Genomic DNA, 26,870 nt, shown 5'->3' on the forward strand with positions numbered 1-26,870 from the left:
ATTTATTTTACTTTTGAGATTTGAGCCATTAATTCGGCTTCCGCACAAAGTTTACCATTGGCATAAGCATAACCTTGCATATGACATATTCCGCGACGAATTGGTGTAATTAACGAACATTTAAATATTAAAGTGTCACCCGGAACCACCTTTTGCTTAAATTTAACATTATCCATTTTCATGAAAAAGGTTAAATAATTTTCAGGATCTGGAACTGTATTTAATACTAATATCCCTCCTGTTTGAGCCATAGCTTCACAAATTAAAACCCCTGGCATTACAGGCGCACCTGGAAAATGACCTTTAAAGAACTCCTCATTCATTGTAACATTTTTCATTGCTGTTACATAGCTGTCTGTGAGTTCGTATACTTTATCAATTAGTAGGAAAGGTTGCCTGTGTGGTAACATAGCCATAATTTGATTGATATCCATTAATGGAGGTGCATTCAAATCAATTTTTGGCACATTATTTCTACGCTCATTTTTAATGATTTTAGCTAATTTCTTAGCGAATTGCGTGTTAATAAAATGTCCTGGCTTATTAGCAATTACTTTCCCTTTAATACGAGTTCTAACTAAGGCTAAATCTCCTAAAACATCTAACAATTTATGTCTAGCTGCTTCATTTGGGTGATGCAAAGTTAGATTATCTAAAATCCCATTTGGCTTAACCGAAATAGTGTCTTTTTTAAAAGCAGCTTTAAGTTTTTCTGTGATTTCTGGAGAAATGGCTTTGTCTACATAAACGATAGCATTATTTAAATCACCTCCTTTAATTAGACCATTTTCTAAAAGCATTTCAATTTCATGTAAAAAACTAAAAGTACGCGAGTTAGAAATATTTTTCTTAAAATCTGATATTGTATTTAACGTCGCATTTTGGGTTCCTAATACTTTAGTTCCAAAATCAACCATGGTAGTTACTTGATATTCTGAAGCAGGCATGATTAAAATTTCACTTCCGCTTTCTTCATCCACATAAGAAACGATATCTGTAATCTCAAACTCTTCTCTAAAAGCTTCAAGTTCTACAACGCCTGCTTTTTCAATAGCTTCAACAAAAAACTTAGAGGAACCATCCATAATTGGCGGCTCCGACGCATCCAATTCAATAATAACATTATCGACATCTAAGCCTACTAATGCAGCAAGAACATGCTCTGATGTTTGAATAACAACGCCATTTTTTTCTAAACAAGTGCCACGTTGAGTATTTGTTACATAATTTGCGTCGGCCTCTATTACAGGCTCACCTTCTAAATCGATACGTTTAAACACAAATCCTGTGTTTTCAGCAGCTGGCTTGAAAGTTAAGGTTACGTTTTTACCAGTATGTAACCCAACACCATTTAAAGAAACACTATCTTTAATTGTTTTTTGTTTGAATTCAGTATTAACTATTCCCATTTATTTTTTCTAAATCGTTTATGTTTTTTACAATATTTGGCAAGTTTTTAAAATGAACATATGCCTTATTATAGTCACTTAATTTAATGGCTGGAGAGCCTTGTAACACTTCGTTATCTTTAACATTTCTTGCTATTCCCGACTGTGCTTGAATTCGAACATTATCCCCAATGGTGATGTGACCAGCAAGTCCTACCTGACCACCAATTTGACAATGCTTACCTATTTTAGTAGAGCCAGCAACGCCTGTTTGAGCAGCAACAACAGTGTTTTCTCCTATTTCAACATTATGTGCTATTTGAATTTGATTATCCAATTTCACACCTTTTCTAATTATTGTAGATCCTAGTGTCGCCCTATCTATAGTTGTAGCAGCGCCTATATCAACAAAATCTTCAATAATCACATTTCCTATTTGAGGGATCTTACTATAACCACCATCTTCATTTGGTGCAAAACCAAAACCATCGGCTCCAATTATGGCTCCTGAGTTAATAACACAATGGCTCCCTATAATAGTATCAGAATAAATTTTAGCTCCGGCAAAAACAATGGTGTTATCTCCTATAACAACATTTTCACCCACAAATGCGTTGGGATAGATTTTTACATTCTTCCCAATAGCAACATTATCAGCTATATATGAAAAGGCACCAATATATAAGTTTTCTCCATATGTGGCTGATTCCGAAATAAACGAAGGGCTTTCAATCCCTGATTTATTCAGTTTTGAAGAATTATAAAATTCTAAAATTTTAGAAAAAGCCAAATAGGCATCTTCTACTTTTATCATTGTGGTTTCGACCTCATGCTCTGGAACAAAAGACTTGTTCACTATAGTGATTGAGGCTTTAGTTGCATATATATGTTGCTTATATTTTGGGTTCGCTAAAAAAGTTAAGGCGCCTTCAAACCCCTCTTCTATCTTTGAAAGTTTTGAAACCTCAATGTCAGGATTTCCAACAACATCACCTTCCAGTATTCCCGCTATTTGCTGTGCTGTAAATTTCACACTATAAAACTTTGATGTTTTTTTGATTCTTGCAAAAATAGAAAAAAATGTGTTAAACTTTATCCTTTGGATAACAGATATAATATTTAGTTACTGGTTTTGATAAAGCTTTCAAGTTTAATTGATCGGAAGCCTTAACTATATCTTGAATTTTCCCTGATTTATGCAATATATTAATTCGCTTCTCTTTAAGCTGATATGCTTGGTTTGAAATTTGTCCGGTAAACACAAAATAATGAGCCTCTTCTTTTGAAATTTGGTAGGTTTCCATTAAACTATTGAAGCGTTTTTCAAGACTTCTATCCTTAATATTTTTATTCCTTATTTTTATTTTAAGCAAATCTCTATTAATAATCATTTTACACAATTCACTTAACACAAAATCATCATGAGACTGCCACTCTTTCATGGCTGAAATGATATCAAAATCATCTAATTGAGCAAAAACACCAAGGGTTTCTTCATCAAAATTATTGGTAGATATTTTATGGTTTAAAAAATACATTAATGCCTTACTAGCTTTTAAATCTATACCTAAATCATGTAATTCATTAGCTCTTTTTAAAACACGAATTAATAATTGTTCGGCCACCAATCCCGTTTTATGCAAATAAACTTGCCAGTACATTAAACGCCTAGCAATTATAAATTTTTCAACACTATAAATACCTTTTTCTTCAATAACCAATTCATCTTCAACTACGTTTAACATGGTAATTAAACGTTCACTATTAATGTTACCCTCGGCTACACCGGTATAAAAACTATCACGTTTTAAGTAATCGGCACGATCCATATCTAACTGACTAGATATTAACTGAAACAAAAACTTACGAGGGTATTCGCCTTTAAATATTTTAATAGCAAGCGTTAAACTTCCGTTAAATTCGGCATTTAAGCGTTCCATAAAAAGCAACGAAATTTCTTCATGAGAAACGTTATTAACAATGGAATGTTCCATAGCATGAGAGAATGGTCCATGACCAATATCATGCAATAAAATGGCCACATAGAGTCCGTTTTCTTCCTCTTCAGAGATGGTAACCCCTTTAAAACGAAGTACGTTAACGGCCTGTTGCATTAAATGCACGCAACCAATAGCATGATGAAATCTTGTGTGGTGCGCTCCTGGGTAAACCAAATACGACATACCCATTTGAGTAATCCTGCGCAATCTTTGGAAATATTTATGTTGAATTAAATCGAAAATTAGCGAATTAGGAATCGTAATAAATCCGTAAATTGGGTCGTTTAATATCTTAAGTTTATTCAAACTTTAACTTTTACAATTAAATATATACAAATATAGCTATATGAATACAATAAAAATACTTTGGGTTGATGATGAAATTGATTTATTAAAGCCTCATATTTTATTTTTAGAAAAGAAAAACTACAAAGTAACTAAGTGTAAAAGTGGCTCTGAAGCTATAGATGTTATAGATGAAGAAAGTTTTGATATCGTTTTTTTAGATGAAAACATGCCTGGGCTTACAGGTTTGGAAACATTAAACGAGATTAAAACCAAGCAGGACACCTTGCCGGTAGTGATGATTACCAAAAGTGAGGAAGAATATATTATGGAGGAAGCTATTGGTAATAAAATTGCCGATTACCTCATAAAACCTGTAAACCCCAATCAAATTCTACTTAGTTTAAAAAAGAATTTAGATCATTCTAGGTTAGTTTCAGAAAGAACAACCTCGAATTATCAGCAAGAATTCAGGAAAATATCTATGGATTTGGCCATGGTAAATAGTTATGAAGCATGGTGTAACTTGTATCAGAAATTAATTTATTGGGAAATTCAGTTAGAAGAAATTGAAGACATAGGTATGTTTGAAATTCTTGAATCTCAAAAAAATGAAGCTAATGCTCTTTTTGGTAAATTTATTGAGAAAAATTACGAAGACTGGTTTAAACCAAATACAGATGCACCAACCATGTCTCACACCTTATTTAAAGATAAAGTTGTTCCTGAACTTAATAAAACACAACCAACCGTTTTAGTTGTTATTGATAATTTAAGATATGACCAATGGAAAGTTTTCGAACCTATAATTAACAACTACTACAAAAAAGAAAAAGAAGAAGCATTTTTCAGCATTCTTCCTACGGCCACACAATATGCTAGAAATGCTATATTTTCTGGACTTATGCCTGCCGATATGGAAAAATTATTTCCTAATTTATGGAAAAATGACACCGATGAAGGTGGTAAAAATTTACACGAAGCAGTGTTTCTAGAAACGCAAATGAAGCGATTAGGGCTTACCAACCTTAATTACGAATATCATAAAATTACCAGTTTAAAATCTGGAAAAAAACTTGCAGAAAACTTCAAATCACTAAAAGAAAACGATTTATCAGTTATAGTTTACAATTTTGTAGATATGCTTTCCCACTCTAAAACAGAGATGGAAGTTATAAAAGAACTAGCTTCCAATGATAAAGCTTACCGCTCACTTACCTTAAGTTGGTTTAAAAACTCGCCTTTATTAGAAATGATTCAGCAAGCTAATCAACTGGGTTTCAAGTTAATATTAACTACCGATCACGGCACAATTAATGTTAAAAACCCTTCAAAAGTTATTGGCGATCGTGATACTAGTTTAAACTTACGTTACAAAACTGGACGTAGTTTAACTTACGACAAAAAGGAGGTCCTTGAAGCTAAAAACCCAAAAAACGTTCACCTGCCGTCAATTAACATGAGTAGTTCTTTTATTTTCGCAAAAGGAGATTCTTTTTTCGCTTATCCTAACAATTACAACCATTATGTGAGTTATTATAGAAATACCTATCAACACGGTGGTGTTTCTTTACAAGAAATGATTATACCTTTCGTGGTTTTTAATCCGAAATAAGCACTTATTTTCTACTTAGGTTTTAAATAAACAAATTATTAATTTTGAGCACCTAAATTTTTTGAAAATTGAAAATAACTTACGAATTATCTGAAGCAGAGCAAGTCGCTAAAGACATTATTAACCAAGCCAAAACCAAAACCATTTTATTTTATGGCGATATGGGTGTTGGTAAAACCACATTAATTAAAAAAATTGTTGAAGTTTTAGGTAGCGAAGATGAAGTGAGCAGTCCTACTTTTTCTATTGTAAATGAATACAATTTAAAAGATGGTAAATTGTATCACTTTGACCTCTATCGTCTAAAAAGCACAGAGGAAGCTTACGATTTTGGTATTGAAGATTATTTAGATTCTGGTTGTTGGACCTTAATTGAATGGCCTGAAAAGGTAGATATTAGTTTGTTTGATGAATATGACGAAGTTCGTATTAATTTGGACACCCATAACAAACGTACTTTAGAGCTTATTTAAAAAGTTGTGTTTTTTGTATTCTTATTAGATAGTCGATAATATTTAACCTTTATTTGAATAAAATGGTAACCTGGTTCGAGCGTTTAAGATTTTTTTTCAAAATTAGTAACGGGCAAACCTTTTACCTAAAACCTTTTGGTAAATTGTTAAAATACATTTCTAATTTCAGAATTTAAATCATATTATTGTTGTCCGATAAAAAACAGAATTAGCTAAAAAAGCTTTGGTGTTGGCCTTTTTTATTGATCGCACTCTTTATTTTGAAAACAGAACCTCCTTATGGGTCAAAAAGGCTTAATTGCCCAATGTTTTTGGTTGTAATCTCTTCCCAATTAGCTTCTGGGTTTTTCAGGAATTTGAACAAATCGATATATGTCATCAAATGGTATCGTATGACGGACATCATATTGGAATAAGCCCAGTTTCTTTGGGTTTTTCTTTGGATCACAAGCATAATGAGCTGGATTATCAAACTGACCCAGATTTGTATTTCGATGGCATTTTGATTGTCTCCCAAAAAATACTTTAGCGGAAAGTTCTGTTTAAGCCGCTTGAACATCGTCTCAATCTGCCACCTATTTTTATAGATGTCGGCTATTTTGTCTGCATCAAGATCATAATTATTAGTGATGAACTCATAAACTTTTTGGTGCTTTTCGTGCCAAAAAGCGATTCTCCTCAGGGAAAAAGCATTGCCGTTTTTGTCCGTAAGCCCTATTTTTTCGTCCTTTAAGACAGCATCGTCCACTTTATTGGAGATATCAAACTCTTCAAGGCTTGTATAGCGAGCATTGTCCTTTTGCCGAGTCACAAAGTAAACATCTTCCAGTGTCCATTTTTGGTATTGCTCATAATCCACATACCCTTTGTCAAAAACCACATAAGAGCCCTTCTTGAGTTCCAGGTCTTTTAAAAAGGTGTGGTCGTGCGTGGCCGCGCTTGAAAACTTAATCAGACAAGGAACGTCTTCCATGGCGTTTATCATAGTATGCATCTTGATACCTCCTTTCTTTTTGCCGTTGAGCGGGTTCCTTCCTACACCTTTAAGAATGTCACTAAATAGGGGTATGGTCGAGGAATCAACGATTTTAAGGTTCTTCACTGCAGGTTCTAAGGGTCTGCTGTCCGATAAAAAGCGATGGTAACGTTTGTAGAGTAAATGATAAATATCGGCAAATACTTCAGAGCTTCTTCTCCTGTTAGCATCTGACAAGGTACTGCGTTTTGGAAAGTCCGTGAGTCCTAGATGGTTGATCTTTCCCTCGCAGGCAAGCATAATACTGGAAACCTCACGAAGTGAGCTACAGCCACTGATCACGGTAAATACCATAGTGGCCAAATGCTCATAGGTGGTAAACTTTTTGGTATAGCGATCGCTGTTGTGCTTTTTGGCTGTCCGATGAACATCTTTGGGCAAAATGAAATTTAATACCTGTTTGATTATGGGGTGTCCGATAAAGTTTTTACTTTTATTCATATCTTGGATGTGTGATAACTTCAAGATACAAAATAAGCGGGAAATCCTATCTTGGAAATCCCGCTTTTTAAATCTTTTATCGGACACTAATGAAATCATATAAATTATACATTCATTTTTAAAATTTATTTATCAAGAATCAACATCATTATAAAATTTATTTGTAATTTGAATTTTTATTAAGCGTACCTTGTAATGGCCAAGCAATTATCACCTTTTACGAAGCAACAACTTATCCCACAGGAAGAAACTCTAGAGATTTTCAGAAAAAAAGGAGAATTATTTATAGGTATTCCTAAAGAAACGGCATTTCAAGAAAAACGTATTTGTTTAACTCCCGATGCCGTATACGCCTTAGTAAGCAATGGGCATCGTGTTTTATTAGAATCTGGCGCCGGCAATGGTGCCAATTTTAGTGATCGAGATTATAGTGAGGCTGGCGCCGAAATCACCAAAGACACGGCTAAAGTTTTCTCTTGTCCTATGATTTTAAAAGTAGAACCCCCTACTCTGGATCAGATAAAATTGATAAACCCACAAACCATTTTAATTTCTGCGTTACAATTAAAAACACAAACTAAAAAATATTTTGAAACTCTGGCAACCAAGCGCATAACGGCTTTAGCATTTGAGTTTATTCGCGATACCGATGGCAGTTACCCTGCTGTAAAATCGTTAAGTGAAATTGCAGGAACGGCTTCGGTTTTAATTGCAGCCGAGTTGTTATCTGAACCTAAAAATGGTAACGGCCTTATGTTTGGCAACATCAGTGGTGTGCCGCCTTTAGAAGTGGTAATTCTAGGCGCTGGAACTGTTGGTGAATTTGCTGCTAGAAGTGCGCTTGGCCTAGGTGCTGGTGTAAAAGTTTTTGACAATTCTATTACAAAATTACGACGTATTCAAACGCATTTAGGGCGTCCCATATTCACTTCTACCATCCAACCTAAAAATTTAGCCAAAGCTTTAAAACGATGTGATGTACTTATTGGAGCCGTACGCGGATTAAACAGGGCCCCAATTGTTGTTACAGAAACTATGGTAGAATCTATGAAAAAAGGCGCTATTATTATTGATGTTAGCATTGATATGGGAGGTTGTATTGATACTAGCGAAGTGACATCTCACAAACAACCTACTTTTTTAAAACATGATGTTGTCCACTATTGTGTACCTAATATCCCTGCACGTTATCCACGAACAGCTTCCGTTTCTATTAGCAATATCTTTACGCCATATCTTTTAAAAATTGCCGAAGATGGCGGTATAGAAAATTCTTTAAGATTAGATCGAGGTTTAAAAAATGGGTTGTACTTTTACCACGGAATTTTAACCAGCAAATCTGTAGGTGAATGGTACGATTTAAAATATAGCGATATAAACTTGCTTATATTTTAAAAGTTCACCCATTTATTGTTCTCAACTTTTTTAAATGAAACTTATTCAACGTATTGGCTACTACTTAGGTGGCTTTTCTTTAGGCTTAATAATTTTGGCTTTTTTTTTAAGCGGCAAAAAAACATCTTGTAGCTATGGCCCAGATGCTAGAGTATTAAAAAATATAAATTCTAAAAAAATTATTTATAGTCCCGAGGTTAAGCAATCCATTAATGATAAGGATACCGACTCCTCTGAAATTTCTACAATCTTAAAAAAAGGCGATATCAACTTCTCTAACAGTAATGCCAGGCAAAAACCTTGTGGCGTTTATAGTATAGAAGGAGAACACAATAACAGAAATATTCTACTTACGGTTGAAAACTGTGATAGTATTGCCACTATTAAAAGCTTTAAATTAAACTCGTAGTATGATAAAACGATGTTTTGATTTTGTTTTTGCTTTGATTGGGCTTGTGTTGCTTTTGCCCTTCTTTCTTATTATTATCATTGTTATTAAGTTCGATTCCCGAGGACCAGTTTTTTTTATCCAAAAACGTGTTGGAAAAGACAACGAAGACTTCGATATCTATAAATTTAGAACCATGCGTGTTAAATCCGATAACAAAGGTCTTTTAACCATAGGCAACCATGATTCTCGAATAACAAAAGCAGGTTATATTTTAAGACGTTATAAAATTGATGAATTGCCTCAATTAATTAACATTATTAAAGGCGATATGAGTTTTGTTGGACCAAGACCAGAATTACGTCATTATGTGAATTATTACACCGAAGATGATATGAAAATTTTTCAGGTTAGACCTGGAATTACTGGGCTTGCTTCGTTAAAGTATAGAAATGAAGTCGAATTATTAAAAAAAGCAGAGGATCCCGAAAAATTTTTTATTGAAACCATAATTCCAGATAAATTAAAATATAATAAGAAATACATTGAAAAGCGAAACATTTTTTTCGATTTAAAACTTATCGGATTAACCATCATTAAGGTTATTGCCAAATAAATCCCTATGAGCGTAAAATCCTTTTAACGCTGTTAAAGTTAATTTCAAAAATCCTATTTTTCACCAAAGAAAGCTCTAATGAAACCATCTACTGTTAAAACAATAGATGACTTATTAAAAGATTCCGGTCTATTTTCATTCGTGAAAAGGACAACTAAGCCTCATGAGTGTTTCGATTTTTCTAATGAAATTATTTTAATCACTGGTGCCGCAGGAACAATTGGTAGCGAACTAACCAAACAATTAATTTCCAGTAAATACCAAAAACTTATTCTAATTGATTTTGCAGAATCACCTTTATATAGCTTAATTAAAGATCTTGAATTTGAAAACACAACAAACATTGTTTTCAAACTTTTAGATATCACCGATAAAGCGGCCTTAGAATCTATATTTTCTTTTATTGTTGTCCGATAAAAAACAGAATTAGCTAAAAAAGCTTTGGTGTTGGCCTTTTTTATTGATCGCACTCTTTATTTTGAAAACAGAACCTCCTTATGGGTCAAAAAGGCTTAATTGCCCAATGTTTTTGGTTGTAATCTCTTCCCAATTAGCTTCTGGGTTTTTCAGGAATTTGAACAAATCGATATATGTCATCAAATGGTATCGTATGACGGACATCATATTGGAATAAGCCCAGTTTCTTTGGGCTTTTCTTTGGATCACAAGCATAATGAGCTGGATTATCAAACTGACCCAGATTTGTATTTCGATGGCATTTTGATTGTCTCCCAAAAAATACTTTAGCGGAAAGTTCTGTTTAAGCCGCTTGAACATCGTCTCAATCTGCCACCTATTTTTATAGATGTCGGCTATTTTGTCTGCATCAAGATCATAATTATTAGTGATGAACTCATAAACTTTTTGGTGCTTTTCGTGCCAAAAAGCGATTCTCCTCAGGGAAAAAGCATTGCCGTTTTTGTCCGTAAGCCCTATTTTTTCGTCCTTTAGGACAGCATCGTCCACTTTATTGGAGATATCAAACTCTTCAAGGCTTGTATAGCGAGCATTGTCCTTTTGCCGAGTCACAAAGTAAACATCTTCCAGTGTCCATTTTTGGTATTGCTCATAATCCACATACCCTTTGTCAAAAACCACATAAGAGCCCTTCTTGAGTTCCAGGTCTTTTAAAAAGGTGTGGTCGTGCGTGGCCGCGCTTGAAAACTTAATCAGACAAGGAACGTCTTCCATGGCGTTTATCATAGTATGCATCTTGATACCTCCTTTCTTTTTGCCGTTGAGCGGGTTCCTTCCTACACCTTTAAGAATGTCGCTAAATAGGGGGATGGTCGAGGAATCAACGATTTTAAGGTTCTTCACTGCAGGTTCTAAGGGTCTGCTGTCCGATAAAAAGCGATGGTAACGTTTGTAGAGTAAATGATAAATATCGGCAAATACTTCAGAGCTTCTTCTCCTGTTAGCATCTGACAAGGTACTGCGTTTTGGAAAGTCCGTGAGTCCTAGATGGTTGATCTTTCCCTCGCAGGCAAGCATAATACTGGAAACCTCACGAAGTGAGCTACAGCCACTGATCACGGTAAATACCATAGTGGCCAAATGCTCATAGGTGGTAAACTTTTTGGTATAGCGATCGCTGTTGTGCTTTTTGGCTGTCCGATGAACATCTTTGGGCAAAATGAAATTTAATACCTGTTTGATTATGGGGTGTCCGATAAAGTTTTTACTTTTATTCATATCTTGGATGTGTGATAACTTCAAGATACAAAATAAGCGGGAAATCCTATCTTGGAAATCCCGCTTTTAAAATCTTTTATCGGACACTAATGATAAGTAAACAAAAAGCCTGTCACCTTATATTAAAATTTAGTGCTCGTAATCAACCATCGGGTAACACTTTTACTTTTAATATGGGCGATCCAATTAAAATAAAACATATTGTAGAGCGCTTATTATTTAACTACAATAAAGTGCCCGACACTTCAAAAATTAAAGTTACCAAGTTACGTGGTGGTGAAAAGCTCGCAGAAGATTTAGTATCAGATTCTGAACAACATTTATCAACCAATATTCAAGACGTTTATTTCGTTGAAGCCGATAAAAACAGGAAAACCTGTATTAAAATCAACTTTAAAAAATTGGAATCGATATCTCCAAATGATCCTCCAGATTACATTAAATCCGTATTATTAAGCTATCTCTAATAAATTTTGGTTTTAACTTAAACGATCCCAAAAAACTAAGTCATTTCTTCCATATAAAGCTAAAATTAAATCAAAGAAATTAGCTCTTGATTATAATTTTATATAAAAACTCCTTAATTTCACGGCTTCTAAATTATGACACCAAATATGAACTCTATTGCAGCCAATGATAGTCTCATTCATTTTAATGATACTTGCTATTCATCTTTAAACGAATATTTAGCCGAAAAGCATTTTTCTAAAATTTTTATCCTTGTTGATGAAAACACACATCAATACTGTTTACCACTTTTTTTAGAAAAATTACAGACAGAAGTTACTATTGAAATTATTGAAATTGAATCTGGAGAGGTAAATAAAAACATCGATACCTGTGTTGGCGTTTGGAATACCTTATCGGAATTAGATGCAGATAGAAAAAGTTTGATGATTAATATTGGTGGTGGCGTTATTACCGATTTAGGCGGATTTGTCGCTTGTACTTTTAAACGTGGAATCGCTTATGTAAATGTACCTACCACGCTCCTATCTATGGTTGACGCCTCTGTGGGAGGAAAAACTGGTGTGGATTTAGGCGCCTTAAAAAATCAAATAGGCGTTATAAGCAATGCCGATTTGGTTTTAATAGACACAAAATACCTTGATACTTTACCAAAAAATGAAATGCGTTCAGGCTTAGCAGAAATGTTAAAACATGGTCTTATTACTGGTGAATCGTATTGGAGTAATTTTGAAGATTTATCGAAACTTTCTTTAAAGGATTTAGATCGATTAATATACGAATCGGTTGAAATTAAAAAGAATGTTGTTGAAATCGACCCTTTTGAAAATGGATTAAGAAAAACCTTAAACTACGGGCATACACTTGGCCACGCCATTGAATCGTATTTTTTAAGTAGTCCTAACAAAACCACCTTATTACACGGTGAGGCTGTGGTTATAGGCATGATATTGGCGTGTTATATATCTACCCAACTCACAGGTTTCCCTAAAGAAAAAACAGATGCTATTAAAAGCTTGTTAACGGGTTATTATGGTAAAGTAGATATTAATGAACAAGAATATGCGCCTATAATAGAATTGCTTAAATACGATAAAAAGAACACCCATGGCAATATTAATTTTGTTTTACTAGAAGATATTGGAAAAACGAAAATTGATTGTTTGGTTGAAGAACAAATGATTATTGATGCTTTTAATTTTTACGCGAGTTAATATCCCTACGGCTTTAACCGTTAAAACGCACTTTATATTTTTTTGATGTTATCTCGTTGGTAAATTTGGGAAGCATTAAAATTTAGACATTAGTGCTATATTGTATTTTAAATAAATAATAAACCCCGTAAATGATCTTTAGGTATCAATTACGGGGTTTTTAATTGGTCCGTTTTAATATGTATTTAATTCCATTCTAATTAATCAATCCTGTCCTAAACATTTTTGATCTAATCAAAAGTCAACGATTTTACTGGTAATTAGCCATGTTTTTTATCTTTTTCAAAAAAGAACCCCTTGTGTATAATTTTGTTTGGGGGGAGGCTGCTCGTTAAAAGGGCTATCAATCCATTTTTGCAAATCCACTTTGACAAAAAGGTTAAGTCTTATAAAAGCTACTAAATTGGACAAGTACCAATTATATTTTGCATTTGCTTTTAAGGCTTTTAGGATGAGTATAGTAATAAGAGCCGTCCATATTTGTATCATTACGGCATTTTCAGAAGTTCCTATAAACGATTTAATATGTAGCTGTTGTTTGATGTCTCTAAAGAATATCTCAATATCCCATCTAGCTTTGTAGAGTTGGCTAATTGTGTTTGCTGTCCAAGACATTTGGTTGGTAATAAGTTCTATTTCCTGGTTATTTTTATCGTCCCATACAGCTATTCTACGTAGCTTCTTTGGGTATTTTGTTTTTGATTTAGCCCCTGTTAGCTCAATGATTTCATCTTTTAAAACATGATGATGTCTATTTTCTGGCAATTCTTTTTCTTTAATACTCTTAAATTGGATGTTTTCTTTGTGCCTAATTACAAAAAACACTTGGTTGCTGTCCCAAACGTTAAGTAACGAAAAATCATTATAAAATCGATCTGCGACAATAACCGAACGGCTAATCAAAGGAATATCGTAAGCTCCTTTATTATCTGCTGTTTTACCATCGCTAATATTTACATAGTGCGGTAAATTACCATCATAATCAAGCAAGGTGTGCATTTTTACAGCTCCTTTGTGGGTTTTGTATTTTGCCCAATCAAAGAGACTTAAACATAGACTTATCGTTGTAGAATCTAATAGAAATATCTTGGATTTAATTTTGAATTTAACACGTTTTAAGTGAGGGTGCTGTCCAAAACTTTTTAAAAGAACATAGTAGTAATCTCGATAAAGCGTCCAGTCTCGATGTTTGTTTTGATAGCTTATCGTTGATTTAGAAGGTGCTTTCTGTATGCCTAAATGATTAAGGTTTCCTGTGGCAGAGCGAAGTCCATTACTTATATCTCGGACGGATTGACTTTTTGCAAATTGACAAAACAACATGGAGACTAAATGTGTCCAACTATTAAATCCTTTTTGATGTTTATCTGTTCCCTTGGCTTTTACAAGTTTAGAAAAACTAGAACGGTCTAATTTGGAGATTATCTGAGAGAACAATGTTATATTTGTCATGGAGAAAGGTTGTTTTTTGTTGTGCAACTCAAAAATAATATTTTGAGATACAAAATCCCTTTCTCTTTTTAAGCGTTTTAGACGCTATTGCTAATTAATCATTAAGATAATTTGTGGGTTCTGATATACTATTCATGGCTAAGGATTTATTAGTGCTCAATCTATAATCTCTTTCGTAATTTAAACTTAAGTCCATAAATAGTTCCGAATGATTCAATTTAGAATACTCATTGAAAAAGGACGGATTTTTGAACCAATTTTCATTTTTTATATATTAAGGAGCCAGTCTATCAATTTTCCAATGGTAATCGTCCTGCAATTTATAACGAATCCGATCGTGCAAACGGTTTGGGCGACCTTGCCAGAACTCTATTTCTACAGGTCTAACTAAATAACCACCCCAATGTTTTGGTCTATCAATTTCCTTACCCTCAAATTCAATTTCTAAGGTTTTGAGTTTGTTTTCTAAAACGTCTCTATTTTCAATAACTTCACTTTGGTTGGAGACCAAGGCACCTATTTGACTGCCACGGGGGCGAGACTCAAAATAACCATCGCTTAAATTTTCAGCAATTTTCTCAGCCTTACCTTTTATAATAATTTGGCGTTCTGCACCATGCCAAAAAAAAGATAAACACACATTTGAATTCATTGCTATAGCTTTACCTTTTTCACTGTTATAATTGGTGTAAAAAATAAAACCTTCATAGGTATATTTTTTTAAAAGAACTACTCTGTTTTTGGGGTAACCATCCAAGCCGATAGTTGACACGGTCATGGCATTGGTTTCATCTTCAATAAAAAAAGCATCGACCTCATGAAACCATTTTTGAAACAATTCCAATGGGTTTTCAGGGACTTCTGATAATAATAAAGCGCCCTTTTCGTACGACTTACGATATTTACTTAAATCCTTTTCCATAAGTTACAAAATAACAAAAAATTATACTTTTTTAACACAAATATCTTAGCAAACAATTTAAATTTGCAGTTTCTAAGAAACTATAATGAAATTTGAAAATTCCCCTCTAAGTAAAATACATAGTTTTTATAAACTTGAATTACCCTTTGGTAATTTTTATCTGTGTGAAAAATTTATTATTTCAGAAATACATGAAGGTGTTCATTTTGACTGGAATAAAATCATGCTTGCAACAAAAGATATTATAGGATACTACGGTGGTGATGCCAAAGTAGCTTATATTTCTAATCGTGTAAACTCCTATTCTACAGACCCTCAAGACTGGGCGAATGTCACCGAAAATACAACTCAGATTACGGCTACTGCCATAGTTTCTTATAGCTCAATGTCAGAATTGAATGCTAGTTTAGAGAAACACTTTGCTAAGTTAGATATGGAAACCTGCAATTCATTGGAGGAAGCCATTACTTGGGTGATGAATTTAAAGGTTACCGATTAAAACTCGAAGGTTTTTCCGTCTTTAGCGAGCTGAACATTTTTAAAGATTTCCTTGGCTTCTTTTTTAAACACTTGAATGTTGTCATACCGTGTTGAATAATGCCCTAAAATTAAAGTTCCAACATTAGCTTGTTTTGCTATCTGAGCGGCTTGTTTAGCTGTTGAATGCTTTGTTTTTGTGGCTAAGTTTTCATGTTGATCTAAAAATGTAGATTCATGATACAACACATCAGTATCTTTAATAATGGGAACTATATCCTCTTTATACATGGTATCACTACAAAAGGCATAACTTAAAGGTTTTGGGCCTGGGGTAGTCACTTTTTTATGGTCTATTAATGCACCATCTTCATTTTCCACATCAAAGCCCTGAACCAGCTTTCTGTAGTAAGCCACATTAATATTGGCTTCTTCGGCAGCATAAACATCTAATTTTCTATCCCCTTCTTTTTCCTTAAAGAGATAGCCATTAGTGTAAATTCTATGATTTAAAGGGATGGTATAAACTTCAACTTTATCATCTTCAAATACCAATTCCGACTTGCTAGACGATAATTCATGAAAATACAAGTTGTAATTGGTCCATGAATCGGCTAGTTTCAATTGAAGTGTTACAATTTCTTTAATGCCTTTAGGGCCATAAACATGTAAATCGGTTTCACGAGTTAGTAATCTGAACGTTGAAATTAAACCCACTAAACCAAAAAAATGATCACCATGTAAATGCGAAATAAAAATATGCTTAATGCGATTAAATTTCACCTTATGTTTTCGCAACTGAACTTGTGTACCTTCACCACAATCTATCAAAAACATGTGGTTGTTTATTTCTAATACTTGTGACGTGGTGTTATTTAAAGTTCTTGGCGTTGCACTATAACAGCCTAAAATTGATAATTTCATAATGGTATATCTGGTGGCGTTGTATGTGTTGTTGAAGTAAAGTTTACCACAAACAACTTTTAGGGTTTATGGAACTACTTTAAAAACCTAAATCACGTTCCATATCTTCCATTTCAATAAAATCGTAGGCTTCTTCAATGGTAGGAACCACAGCTATCTCTTCAGGAACCGAATCTAAATCAATTTTATTGGTAACGATCACAAAAGATTGCTTTGCGGCCTTATGTGTTTTGGAAAGTTCAAGAAATTCAACAATATCTGATTTACTAAAACTTCCTAAGGTGTTTAAAGCTACAATAATATTGTTGTTTTTAAATTTAGGATATAAAGCCTGTATTTTTTTAACGAGCTCTATAACAGTAGCTTTTTCTTGAGTTATTATAAAAGTATTTCCGTTTTGGTCTAAAATCATAACTTACTGTTTTATTTTTGATGCTAATAAATAAATCACGGCCATTCTAACGGCCACGCCATTTTCTACTTGATCTAATATAATAGACTGTTGCGAATCGGCAACATCACTGGTTATTTCTACGCCTCTATTAATGGGGCCTGGATGCATAACTGTAATCTCTTTATCTAATGAATCTAATAAATCTTTAGAGACACCAAATTGCTGTGTGTATTCTCTTGTTGAAGGGAAATAACTAATATCCATACGCTCATTTTGCACACGAAGCATGTTTGCTACATCGCACCAATTCAGTGCTTTACGCAAATTAGTTTCAACCTTTACTCCAAGTTTATCTATATACTTTGGAATGAGTGTTTTTGGTCCGCAAACCATCACTTCAGCACCCTGTAATTGCAAGGCAAAAATATTGGATAGCGCTACTCTACTGTGTAAAATATCACCAACAATAACCACTTTTTTCCCATTAACCTCGCCTAGTTTTTCTCTTATCGAATACGAATCAAGAAGGGCTTGTGTAGGGTGCTCATGAGCCCCATCACCAGCATTAACAATACTCGCATTAACGTGTTTAGAAAGAAACACTCCAGCACCCGGATTTGGGTGACGCATCACCACCATATCCACTTTCATAGAGAGGATATTATTAACCGTATCAATTAAAGTTTCTCCTTTTTTTACCGACGATTGTCCGGAGGAAAAATTAATCACATCGGCAGATAATCGTTTTTCGGCAAGCTCAAAAGATAATTTTGTTCGCGTTGAATTTTCAAAAAACAAATTGGCAATAGTAATATCTCTAAGCGAAGGGACCTTTTTAATAGGTCTGTTAATCACTTCTTTAAAATGATCGGCTGTTTCAAAAATAAGTTGGATATCTTTTTGGTTAAGATATTTAATTCCCAATAAGTGGTTTACACTTAATTCGCTCATTATACTAGGTAAAAGTTAAAAGTTAGAAGTTAAAAATCACTTAGTAAGCCCTTTAAAACTCGAACTTTAGTTATTTATTTTATTTTTCAATCAGGTAAACAGAATCGGCATCGGCATCATCATGCTCTTTCCAATTCACTTTTACCTTTTCATTATTAATTACATCTACCTGTCTGCCACGATAATCGGGTTGAATAGGTAAATGTCTGCTAAATCGTCTATCTATAAGCGTTAATAGCTCAATTTCGTTAGGTCTACCAAAAGATTGAATGGCTGTTAGGGCCGCTCTAATGCTTCTTCCTGTATAAAGCACGTCATCAATAAAAACGATATTTTTATCTTCAACCAAGAAATTAATTTTCGTGCTATTGGCCTCTAAAGGCTTTTCTCCTCTTCTAAAATCATCTCTAAAAAACGTGATATCTAGCTGTCCTAATTGAATGTCTTTTACCTGATAATCTTCAGATAAAATTTTGGCTAGCCGATCTGCTAAAAATACCCCACGCGGTTGTAAACCAATAAGCACGGTATTCGAAAAATCGTTATGTTTTTCAATAAGTTGACAAGCCAATCGGTGAAGAATGATGTTTACCTCTTTCTCGTTAAGTAAAACTTTCTGACTCATATATTATCCAAAACGTAAGTTGGAGAACAAAGGTAATGCAAAATATTAGAAGTTGAAACCAATAGTTGTAAACTTTATTAGGGTGTATACCTCCCTATTACCGTTGGGAAGGTCGGGTGGGAATTTATCTTCGAGTGAAGTTGAAAGGCTATATCTTTTTCTCGTACCCAATAAAGGATGCCGCTTCTATCCCTTACACGATAAACCCAAGTTGTCTTTTAGAAGGAGGTATGGCTGAAGCATCTATTTTTTAGAAAGTTGCAGAGTTTCATAGCTGTGAAGTTACTGAGGTCTTTCTGAGATTTGTCGCGTGTAGAGTTTTTTGTCTTTGATTTATGCTATAATGTTCTCGACTCCGCTCGAACACCTATATAGATAATAAAGCATAAAAAAAGCCTCTCGAATACACGAGAGGCTTTAAGTTTTAAATGAATGAGAATCCTGTTTTCACAGGAATTAATTAGTTTTTCCCGTCCATTTTATCTTTAAGCGCTTGTAAAGCGTCGTTAGCATCACCTAAAGTTGGTTTTGCTTCGGCAGCAGCACTAGCAGCTTTCTTAACAGCAGCTTTTACGTTAGCAACTTCTTCTGCTTTAAAAATAGCAGTATGAGAAGCTACAACACGTTTAAACTCTTTGTTAAATTCAATGATTTTAAATTCTGCAGACTCACCTTTCTTAAGTTTGCTTCCATCTTCTTTCTCTAAGTGACGAGAAGGTACAAATGCAACGATATCTTCGTTAAATTCGATAGTAGCTCCTTTATCAACGATTTCAGAGATTTCAGCAGTATGAGTAGTTCCTAAAGCGAACTCAGTTTCATACTTATCCCAAGGGTTAGCAGTAGTTTGTTTGTGACCTAAAGATAATTTACGTCCTTCAACATCTAATTCTAATACCACAACATCTAATTTATCGCCTACAGCGCAGAATTCAGATGGGTGCTTAATTTTCTTAGTCCAAGATAAATCAGAGATGTAAATTAATCCGTCGATACCTTCTTCTAATTCAACAAAAACACCAAAGTTTGTAAAGTTACGAACCACACCAGTGTGTTTAGAACCTACAGGGTATTTTCCAGTAATATCAGTCCATGGATCAGCAGTTAATTGCTTAATACCAAGAGACATTTTACGATCTTCTCTATCTAAAGTTAAGATAACCGCTTCAACCTCATCGCCTACAGATACGAAATCTTGAGCAGAACGTAAGTGTGTAGACCATGACATTTCAGAAACGTGAATTAATCCTTCAACACCATCAGCAACCTCGATAAATGCACCGTAATCAGCGATTACAACAACTTTACCTTTTACTTTATCACCAACTTTTACAGTATCAGCTAAAGCTTCCCATGGGTGTTTAGATAATTGTTTAAGACCTAATTGGATTCTTGATTTGTTTTCATCAAAATCAAGGATAACAACGTTTAATTTCTGGTCTAACTCAACAATCTCGTTAGGGTGGTTAATTCTAGACCAAGATAAATCAGTAATGTGGATTAAACCATCTACACCACCAAGATCGATGAATACACCGTAAGAAGTAATGTTTTTAACAACACCTTCTAATACTTGACCTTTTTCTAATTGACCAATAATTTCTTTCTTTTGTTCTTCAATATCAGCCTCGATAAGTGCTTTATGAGAAACAACAACGTTTTTAAATTCGTGGTTGATTTTAACAACTTTGAATTCCATTGTTTTATTTACGTACTGATCGTAATCTCTAATTGGCTTCACGTCAATTTGAGAACCTGGTAAGAATGCTTCAATTCCGAAAACATCTACAATCATACCTCCTTTAGTTCTACACTTAACGAAACCGTTTACGATTTCACCAGACTCATGAGCAGCGTTTACACGATCCCATGCTTTGATTACACGTGCTTTTCTGTGAGATAATACTAATTGTCCTGTAGCGTCTTCACGTACATCAATTAATACTTCTACTTTGTCTCCAACCGCTAAGTTAGGGTTGTAACGAAACTCGTTCAAAGAGATAACGCCTTCAGATTTAGCGTTAATATCGATAATAGCATCACGATCTGTAATATGTACTACAGTTCCCTCTACAACTTCGTCGTCTAAAGTGTCAACGAAATTTTCTGCTACTAACTTTTCAAATTCTTTTAATTGTAAATCGTCAACTTCATCAATACCTTCTTGGTAGTTGTGCCAGTTAAACTCTTTTAAGAATTTTTCAGGGTTTGCTTTAGCTTCAGATACTACTGGAGCTTCTACAGTTTTAGCTTCAGTTGCCTCAACCTCAGCTTGTTTTGCGTTTTCCGCCATTTTGTTAATTGATAATGTATCTTAGTTTTTTTTAACCTGAATACATTATGTTTTGTATTCTGTATGTTTTGGAAGATTTAAGCGATTAACACACAGAAGTGTTATATAAAAATTGATTTCATTCCTTTTATCTTTCCAATAACCCGCTAAAAGGAGTGCAAAAATACATAATAATGATTTAAATACCTAAAAATGATCATGTAATTTTAAAACCCTGATGTTAAGTGGTTTTGTAGTGTATAAGAACGCAAATTTGCCCTATGATTAGCCCTTTTTTATCATTAAGATGAAGAGAAAAACAAAATAAGATATCGTCACCGACGAAAGATTATCATTTTGGTTTAAAAGAGAAGCTGTTTTTAGTTCATAGATTGGATGAATTTCTTACTACATCGTATGCTTTTTCACTAATAATTTTCATACCTTGTTATGATTGAAAAAAAACAATAACATTTTATTTAATTCATTATGACTGCAAAAGAAAAATATCAACCAGTACTCGATTTAGGAGAATCTTTACAAATTAAAAACGGTGAAGTAAGAGAAGGTGATGGCATTTTAAAAGTAAAAGGGCAGGCCAAAACCCAATATGAAAAAAACATCCTTTGGGATAAAATTAAAGAAATTGGTGGCGAAAACCCTGCTGACATTAAAGCGAATATTACTGTTGCCGACACCAGTGTTTTCCACAGACATGTAGTTAAAAGCGGTGAAACCCTTGGTAAAATTGCTGTTCAGTATTACGGAAAAGCATCAAAATATCAAGATATATTTAAATCAAACTCTGATATTTTAAAGAACCCTGATTTAATTCATCCAGGCCAAGAGTTAATCATCCCTAATTTGTAACATAACAAAATTACAGGCTATATAAAACGAATCTTTAAATGTTTAAAGATTCGTTTTTTTTATAATTTAAAGATTCGCAGAGAGCACACAATGCTACAGAAGTATTGGTTATTTTTCACTGGGTATCTCTCTGTAAAAATTGATTACAATTTAGTTTCCACTAAGTCCAGTAACTTCTCAAACTGCTCTTCCTTGTTCAATATCGAATTATCAAATTCAATAGCATCTTCAGCCTTCACAAGAGGAGAATCTGCGCGTGTCGTATCTAAAAAATCACGTTCTTCTACATTTTTAAGTACCGCTTCATAAGTTACCTTATCCCCTTTTTCAATAAGTTCTTGATAACGGCGTTTGGCTCTTGTTTCCGCGGAAGCTACCATAAACAATTTAAGTTCGGCATTTGGAAAAACTACGGTTCCGATGTCACGACCATCCATAACAACACCTTTATTTTCTCCCATTTTTTGCTGCTGTTCTACTAGTTTTTTTCGAACTGCAGAAACCGAGGCTACAGTACTCACAAATTTAGACACTTCTAAGGTGCGTATGTCCTTTTCTATATTCACATCGTTTAAGTAAACTTCAGCAAAACCTAAAGCGTCGTTAAATTTAAATGTAATGTTGATATTAGAAAGTTGATCAACCAAAGCCTCAACATTAAAAGACTCTTTAGTTATTAGTCCGTTTTGCATAGCATAATACGCCACACTGCGATACATGGCACCCGTATCGACGTATACATAACCTAAATGTTTTGCTAATTGTTTAGCGACTGTACTTTTTCCAGTAGATGAAAACCCATCAATGGCAATGGTAATCTTGTTCATTAAAATTGTTTATAAAGGCTGCAAAGGTATAAAGTTATATTGTTTTATTGGTTATTAAGTGATAAATCAAAAAACCAACTTACATTCAAAGTATTTAACATTTAATTTATCAACAACTTATAACTTTAAGTACTCGTAACTTTAAATACTTATAACTTAAAAACCTATTGTAAATCAATTTGAAGTCCGAAGAAATTAGCATTAGCTGCACTCGTATAACTCGCATATGTGTAACTAAAACGCATTTTATTCATTTTTATAGAGAGCCCAGCTGAAAGCCCTGAAAAGTTACGCTGATCGATAATTCTTAAATCTTCGCCTCTTCTAAAATTATATCCCAAACGCACATTAAAACCTTTATCGGGAAACAGTTCGGCTCCAATAATGGTGTGCCTAATAACCTGACCTAAAAAACTTATACTTTCCTCTGTTTCATTACCTTCTAAATCACTAGTTGTTCGCGACGGATTTGGTCTAGCAATGGGCCATTGTTGTAAGTTTTCTAAGGTTACATGCCACCTAATAGGGACATTATCTAATTTTTGGGAGATCCCAAAACCAACTTCAAAAGGCAGTTTTTCATAAACATCGGCATAGGTTGTTATTTGAGTACCAAAATTTCTAACCACCAAAGCTGCATTCAATCCTAAATAATCATCAATGTAAATTAATCCTACATCGACAGCAACGCCAAAAGAAGTATATTGTTCTAATTTTGAAGTGATCAGCTTTAAATTGGATCCGAAATAAAAATCGGAATACCCTAACTGAAACGCATAACCTAAAGATAATGCAGCTTCACTTCCTGAAAAGGCCCCTGTAGAATTACCATCTTCATCATAACCATCAAACGAACCATAATTTATATAGTTTATACCGCCATGAAACGTTTGTACGCGTCTGTCGTAAGTATAAGCATAAGCAGCAGACCCATAGCTTATACCTCCTAAGTAACTGGTATAGTTTACAGCCAACTGATTATCCATTTCCATATTTATAGTTGCTGGATTAAATAAGGGTTGGGTAACATCGTAATCGACATTGGTAAATACCTTACCACCTAATGCTGCTTGGCGTGGTGAAGAAATTAGATTTAAAAATTGATACGTGCTTTCACCTCCAACTTGTGCTGAAGCGAAAGTACCCATGAGTAAACAAAAAGAAAGAATAGTTTTTTTCACCATATTTACGACACAAAGTAAGTAAATCTATCTTAAAACGATGGCATGTATCTTTTATTTTAAATCAAAAAAAAGAAGCTGGCCGAAAAGTATACTGATTGTCATATTAAGCTTGTCGAAATATAATTAAAGTGAGCCGTTACATATTAGATATTAAAAGTTAAGGCTTTCGTTCCGTGATTAACGTTGTGAAATAGCTTATAACATAGCGCTTAAAACCTATAGCATAAAGCCATAAATAAAAAAAGCTTGTCGAAAAATCATAATGCATACATTCATTATAGAATTTCGACAAGCCTCTATTAAAAGGTAAATAGTTAGATATTAGATATTAGAAGTGAAAAGTTTAAAGTTTAAAGTTATCACTTTCGTTTCATAATTTACGTTGTGAAATTGCATATAGCATACAGCCTATGGCATACACCCTAAGGTCTACAGTTTTTTAGCATTTTTCACCTTTTGATTAGTCACCGCTATTTTAATAACATCACTCATATCGGTAACATAGTGAAAGGTTAAACCTTTTAAATATTCTGGTTTTATCTCTTCAATATCTCGTCTGTTATCCTCACACAATAAAATTTCTTTTATTCTGGCGCGTTTGGCAGCTAAAATCTTTTCTTTTATACCTCCTACAGGTAGTACTTTACCGCGAAGGGTAATTTCACCTGTCATAGCTAAGTTATTCTTTACTTTTTTCTGAGTAAATAATGACACTAAAGAGGTTAACATAGTAACACCAGCACTAGGTCCGTCTTTCGGCGTAGCCCCTTCAGGTACGTGAATATGCACATTATACTTTTCGAAAATAGAAGCATCAATTCCAAAGGCGTCAGCATTCGATTTGATGTATTCCATGGCAATGGTAGCCGACTCTTTCATAACCTTACCTAAATTCCCAGTAATGGTTAAACTACCTTTTCCTTTAGATAAAATAGACTCAATAAATAATATATCACCACCAACACGTGTCCAAGCTAAACCTGTAACAACACCGGCAACATTATTATTTTCATATTTATCGCGTTCTAATTTTGGTCCGCCAAGAACTTCAATAATATCGTCGTTAGTCACTTTAATATTATAATCTTCTTCCATGGCAATGTTTTTGGCTGCATAACGCACCATTTTTGCCACTTGTTTTTCTAAACCACGAACACCAGATTCACGTGTATAACCTTCAACAATTTTCTCTAATTGCGGTTTTCCTATTTTTAAATCCTTATCACTTAAACCATGTTCTTTTAATTGTTTAGGAAGTAAATGACGTTTGGCAATTTCAACCTTCTCTTCAATGGTATAACCTGTCACATTTATAATCTCCATACGGTCTAATAAAGCCGGCTGAATGGTAGACAAACTATTAGAGGTGGCTATAAACATCACTTTAGACAGGTCGTAACCCATTTCTAAGAAATTGTCGTGAAACTCACTGTTTTGTTCTGGATCTAAAACTTCTAATAAAGCAGATGATGGATCACCTTGATGAGAATTGGATAATTTATCAATTTCATCTAAAACAAACACAGGATTTGAGGTTCCAGCCTTTTTTAAACTCTGAATAATACGTCCTGGCATCGCACCAATATAGGTTTTTCTATGCCCGCGAATCTCTGCTTCATCACGTAAACCACCTAATGAAACTCTAACATACTCACGCCCTAAAGCTTCAGCAATAGATTTCCCTAATGAAGTTTTTCCAACCCCTGGAGGTCCGTAAAGACAAAGAATTGGTGATTTCATATCATTACGTAACTTTAAAACAGCCAGATATTCAATGATACGTCGTTTCACATCTTCTAATCCGAAGTGATCACGATCTAGAACTTTCATAGCCCGTTTTAAGTCAAATTTATCTTCTGAAAACTCATTCCAAGGCAATTCTAAAAACAACTCGAGGTAGTTACGTTGAATTGAATACTCTGCAACTTGCGGATTCATTCGTTGCATTTTTGCAATTTCCTTCTCGAAATGCTTCGCTACTTTTTCATCCCAAAGCTTTTCTTTAGCTTTCGTTTTCATTTCTTCAATTTCCTGATCATGACTTACACCGCCCAATTCTTCTTGGATGGTTTTCATTTGTTGATGCAAGAAATATTCACGTTGCTGCTGACTCATATCCATTTGAACCTTAGACTGAATATCGTTTTTTAGTTCAAGCTTCTGAAATTCAACATTCATATATTTTAAAGTCGCAAGCGCACGTTTTTTCAACTCATTGATCTCTAATAACTCTTGTTTTTCAGCTACCGAAAGGTTCATATTAGAAGACACAAAATTCACTAAAAATGAATTGCTCTCGATGTTTTTGATAGCAAAAGACGCTTCACTAGGAATATTCGGGTTTTCCTTGATGATATCTAAAGCCAAATCTTTAATTGAGTCGATAATAGCAGTAAACTCCTTGTTTTTTAGAGCTGGTTTGGCTTCAGGAATATCTCTAATGGTAGCAGTCATGTAAGGCTCTTCAGTAAGCACTTCGGCCACTTTAAAACGCTTTTTACCTTGAATAATTACCGTAACATTGCCATCGGGCATTTTTAAAACACGTAGAATTTTAGCAACGGTACCCGTTTCATGAATTTCTTGAGCCGAAGGATCTTCAACCGATTCGTCTTTCTGAGCCACTACTCCAATAACTTTTCCGCCTTTATTGGCATCATTAATCAGTTTAATAGACTTATCGCGCCCGGCTGTAATAGGAATAACTACCCCAGGAAACAATACGGTATTTCGTAAAGACAAAATGGGTAAAGTTTCTGGCAACTCTTCATTATTAATCGCTTCCTCATCTTCAGGTGTCATTAACGGGATTAATTCTGCATTTTCATCAAACTCCTGTAATGACAAACTGTCAAGGGTAATAAAATTAGATTTCTTCATATATTATTTTAGGTCAATCTGTCATTAAAGACCGATTTAGCCATTTTATTGATTCTTAAATAGATTGTTTATCCTGTT

Annotated in this window: 25 protein-coding genes; 10 read left to right on the forward strand and 15 right to left on the reverse strand. The window is 34.0% G+C overall.

Annotation, left to right across the window (positions count from 1 at the left end; translation table 11 throughout):
* Positions 1-2 precede the first annotated feature (2 nt).
* From C1A40_RS15670 to C1A40_RS15680, 3 genes are read right to left on the reverse strand one after another with little or no spacing between them, the layout of a single operon-like run.
* Positions 3-1,409, reverse strand: coding sequence for a bifunctional UDP-3-O-[3-hydroxymyristoyl] N-acetylglucosamine deacetylase/3-hydroxyacyl-ACP dehydratase (locus C1A40_RS15670; RefSeq protein ID WP_102996717.1), 1,407 nt, complete (start codon positions 1,407-1,409; stop codon positions 3-5).
* A complete protein-coding gene (gene lpxD / locus C1A40_RS15675) occupies positions 1,396-2,421 on the reverse strand; it encodes a UDP-3-O-(3-hydroxymyristoyl)glucosamine N-acyltransferase (protein ID WP_102996718.1) in 1,026 nt (341 codons plus the stop codon). Before lpxD ends, C1A40_RS15670 begins: the two co-directional genes overlap by 14 nt.
* Before the next feature lie 52 nt (positions 2,422-2,473).
* Positions 2,474-3,694 (reverse strand): HD domain-containing protein, encoded by a 1,221-nt coding sequence (locus tag C1A40_RS15680; RefSeq protein ID WP_102996719.1) that lies wholly within the window; start codon positions 3,692-3,694, stop codon positions 2,474-2,476.
* 40 nt (positions 3,695-3,734) lie between these two features.
* Between C1A40_RS15680 and porX the strand changes: the two genes are divergently transcribed.
* Both porX and tsaE read left to right on the forward strand, forming a co-directional pair.
* The gene (gene porX, locus C1A40_RS15685; protein WP_102996720.1) at positions 3,735-5,288 is read left to right on the forward strand and encodes a T9SS response regulator signal transducer PorX; all 1,554 of its coding nucleotides are present in this window, start codon (positions 3,735-3,737) and stop codon (positions 5,286-5,288) included.
* 68 nt (positions 5,289-5,356) lie between these two features.
* Entirely contained in the window at positions 5,357-5,761 is a 405-nt protein-coding gene (gene tsaE / locus C1A40_RS15690; protein ID WP_102996721.1) for a tRNA (adenosine(37)-N6)-threonylcarbamoyltransferase complex ATPase subunit type 1 TsaE, read from the forward strand.
* A gap of 277 nt (positions 5,762-6,038) precedes the next feature.
* Here tsaE and C1A40_RS15695 read toward each other — a convergent pair whose 3' ends face one another.
* The gene (locus C1A40_RS15695; RefSeq protein WP_102994545.1) at positions 6,039-7,238 is read right to left on the reverse strand and encodes an IS4 family transposase; all 1,200 of its coding nucleotides are present in this window, start codon (positions 7,236-7,238) and stop codon (positions 6,039-6,041) included.
* A 195-nt stretch (positions 7,239-7,433) separates the two neighbouring features.
* Here C1A40_RS15695 and C1A40_RS15700 point away from each other — a divergent pair, with 195 nt between their 5' ends.
* The 4 genes from C1A40_RS15700 (at position 7,434) to C1A40_RS15715 (ending at position 10,054) form a co-directional block, all read left to right on the forward strand.
* Positions 7,434-8,633, forward strand: a complete 1,200-nt coding sequence (locus C1A40_RS15700) for an alanine dehydrogenase (protein WP_102996722.1) — start codon at positions 7,434-7,436, stop codon at positions 8,631-8,633.
* A 34-nt stretch (positions 8,634-8,667) separates the two neighbouring features.
* On the forward strand, positions 8,668-9,042 hold the full coding sequence (locus tag C1A40_RS15705) for a DUF4258 domain-containing protein (RefSeq protein ID WP_102996723.1): 375 nt from the start codon (positions 8,668-8,670) through the stop codon (positions 9,040-9,042).
* Between the two features lies 1 nt (position 9,043).
* Positions 9,044-9,637: a sugar transferase gene (locus tag C1A40_RS15710; RefSeq protein WP_102996724.1), complete on the forward strand. Its 594-nt coding sequence runs from the start codon at positions 9,044-9,046 to the stop codon at positions 9,635-9,637.
* A gap of 78 nt (positions 9,638-9,715) precedes the next feature.
* Entirely contained in the window at positions 9,716-10,054 is a 339-nt protein-coding gene (locus tag C1A40_RS15715; RefSeq protein WP_102996725.1) for an SDR family NAD(P)-dependent oxidoreductase, read from the forward strand.
* A 78-nt stretch (positions 10,055-10,132) separates the two neighbouring features.
* On the opposite strand, the gene C1A40_RS15720 is transcribed toward C1A40_RS15715, so the two are convergent.
* Positions 10,133-11,332, reverse strand: a complete 1,200-nt coding sequence (locus C1A40_RS15720) for an IS4 family transposase (RefSeq protein WP_102996726.1) — start codon at positions 11,330-11,332, stop codon at positions 10,133-10,135.
* Between the two features lie 89 nt (positions 11,333-11,421).
* Between C1A40_RS15720 and C1A40_RS15725 the strand changes: the two genes are divergently transcribed.
* Positions 11,422-11,799, forward strand: coding sequence for a polysaccharide biosynthesis protein (locus C1A40_RS15725; RefSeq protein ID WP_102996727.1), 378 nt, complete (start codon positions 11,422-11,424; stop codon positions 11,797-11,799).
* Between the two features lie 147 nt (positions 11,800-11,946).
* Positions 11,947-13,014, forward strand: a complete 1,068-nt coding sequence (gene aroB / locus C1A40_RS15730; RefSeq protein ID WP_102997241.1) for a 3-dehydroquinate synthase — start codon at positions 11,947-11,949, stop codon at positions 13,012-13,014.
* Between the two features lie 282 nt (positions 13,015-13,296).
* Here aroB and C1A40_RS15735 read toward each other — a convergent pair whose 3' ends face one another.
* Complete coding sequence (locus C1A40_RS15735) at positions 13,297-14,466, reverse strand: IS4 family transposase (protein WP_102995256.1); 1,170 nt, start codon at positions 14,464-14,466, stop codon at positions 13,297-13,299.
* A gap of 274 nt (positions 14,467-14,740) precedes the next feature.
* Positions 14,741-15,388, reverse strand: a complete 648-nt coding sequence (gene pdxH / locus C1A40_RS15740; RefSeq protein ID WP_102996728.1) for a pyridoxamine 5'-phosphate oxidase — start codon at positions 15,386-15,388, stop codon at positions 14,741-14,743.
* An 85-nt stretch (positions 15,389-15,473) separates the two neighbouring features.
* On the opposite strand from pdxH, the gene C1A40_RS15745 reads away from it, so the two are divergent.
* Positions 15,474-15,887: a hypothetical protein gene (locus C1A40_RS15745; protein ID WP_102996729.1), complete on the forward strand. Its 414-nt coding sequence runs from the start codon at positions 15,474-15,476 to the stop codon at positions 15,885-15,887.
* On the opposite strand, the gene C1A40_RS15750 is transcribed toward C1A40_RS15745, so the two are convergent.
* From C1A40_RS15750 to rpsA, 5 genes are all read right to left on the reverse strand, one after another.
* Positions 15,884-16,789, reverse strand: coding sequence for a ribonuclease Z (locus tag C1A40_RS15750; RefSeq protein ID WP_102996730.1), 906 nt, complete (start codon positions 16,787-16,789; stop codon positions 15,884-15,886). The genes C1A40_RS15745 and C1A40_RS15750 overlap by 4 nt on opposite strands.
* A 79-nt stretch (positions 16,790-16,868) precedes the next feature.
* On the reverse strand, positions 16,869-17,201 hold the full coding sequence (locus C1A40_RS15755; RefSeq protein ID WP_102996731.1) for a ribonuclease Z: 333 nt from the start codon (positions 17,199-17,201) through the stop codon (positions 16,869-16,871).
* Between the two features lie 3 nt (positions 17,202-17,204).
* Positions 17,205-18,134: an aspartate carbamoyltransferase catalytic subunit gene (locus C1A40_RS15760; protein ID WP_102996732.1), complete on the reverse strand. Its 930-nt coding sequence runs from the start codon at positions 18,132-18,134 to the stop codon at positions 17,205-17,207.
* Positions 18,135-18,213: 79 nt separating this feature from the next.
* The gene (pyrR, locus tag C1A40_RS15765; protein WP_102996733.1) at positions 18,214-18,759 is read right to left on the reverse strand and encodes a bifunctional pyr operon transcriptional regulator/uracil phosphoribosyltransferase PyrR; all 546 of its coding nucleotides are present in this window, start codon (positions 18,757-18,759) and stop codon (positions 18,214-18,216) included.
* A 460-nt stretch (positions 18,760-19,219) separates the two neighbouring features.
* Positions 19,220-21,052 (reverse strand): 30S ribosomal protein S1, encoded by a 1,833-nt coding sequence (gene rpsA / locus C1A40_RS15770; protein WP_102996734.1) that lies wholly within the window; start codon positions 21,050-21,052, stop codon positions 19,220-19,222.
* A 468-nt stretch (positions 21,053-21,520) separates the two neighbouring features.
* Here rpsA and C1A40_RS15775 point away from each other — a divergent pair, with 468 nt between their 5' ends.
* Complete coding sequence (locus tag C1A40_RS15775; protein WP_102996735.1) at positions 21,521-21,901, forward strand: LysM peptidoglycan-binding domain-containing protein; 381 nt, start codon at positions 21,521-21,523, stop codon at positions 21,899-21,901.
* A 143-nt stretch (positions 21,902-22,044) separates the two neighbouring features.
* Here the strand turns inward: C1A40_RS15775 and cmk are convergent, their stop codons facing one another.
* From cmk to lon, 3 genes are all read right to left on the reverse strand, one after another.
* Positions 22,045-22,728, reverse strand: coding sequence for a (d)CMP kinase (cmk, locus tag C1A40_RS15780; RefSeq protein ID WP_102996736.1), 684 nt, complete (start codon positions 22,726-22,728; stop codon positions 22,045-22,047).
* Positions 22,729-22,892: 164 nt separating this feature from the next.
* The gene (gene porQ / locus C1A40_RS15785) at positions 22,893-23,912 is read right to left on the reverse strand and encodes a type IX secretion system protein PorQ (protein WP_102996737.1); all 1,020 of its coding nucleotides are present in this window, start codon (positions 23,910-23,912) and stop codon (positions 22,893-22,895) included.
* A 429-nt stretch (positions 23,913-24,341) separates the two neighbouring features.
* A complete protein-coding gene (lon, locus tag C1A40_RS15790; RefSeq protein WP_102996738.1) occupies positions 24,342-26,792 on the reverse strand; it encodes an endopeptidase La in 2,451 nt (816 codons plus the stop codon).
* Between the last annotated feature and the right edge of the window lie 78 nt (positions 26,793-26,870).

It is taken from the genome of Tamlana carrageenivorans (assembly GCF_002893765.1).
Taxonomy (GTDB): domain Bacteria; phylum Bacteroidota; class Bacteroidia; order Flavobacteriales; family Flavobacteriaceae; genus Pseudotamlana; species Pseudotamlana carrageenivorans.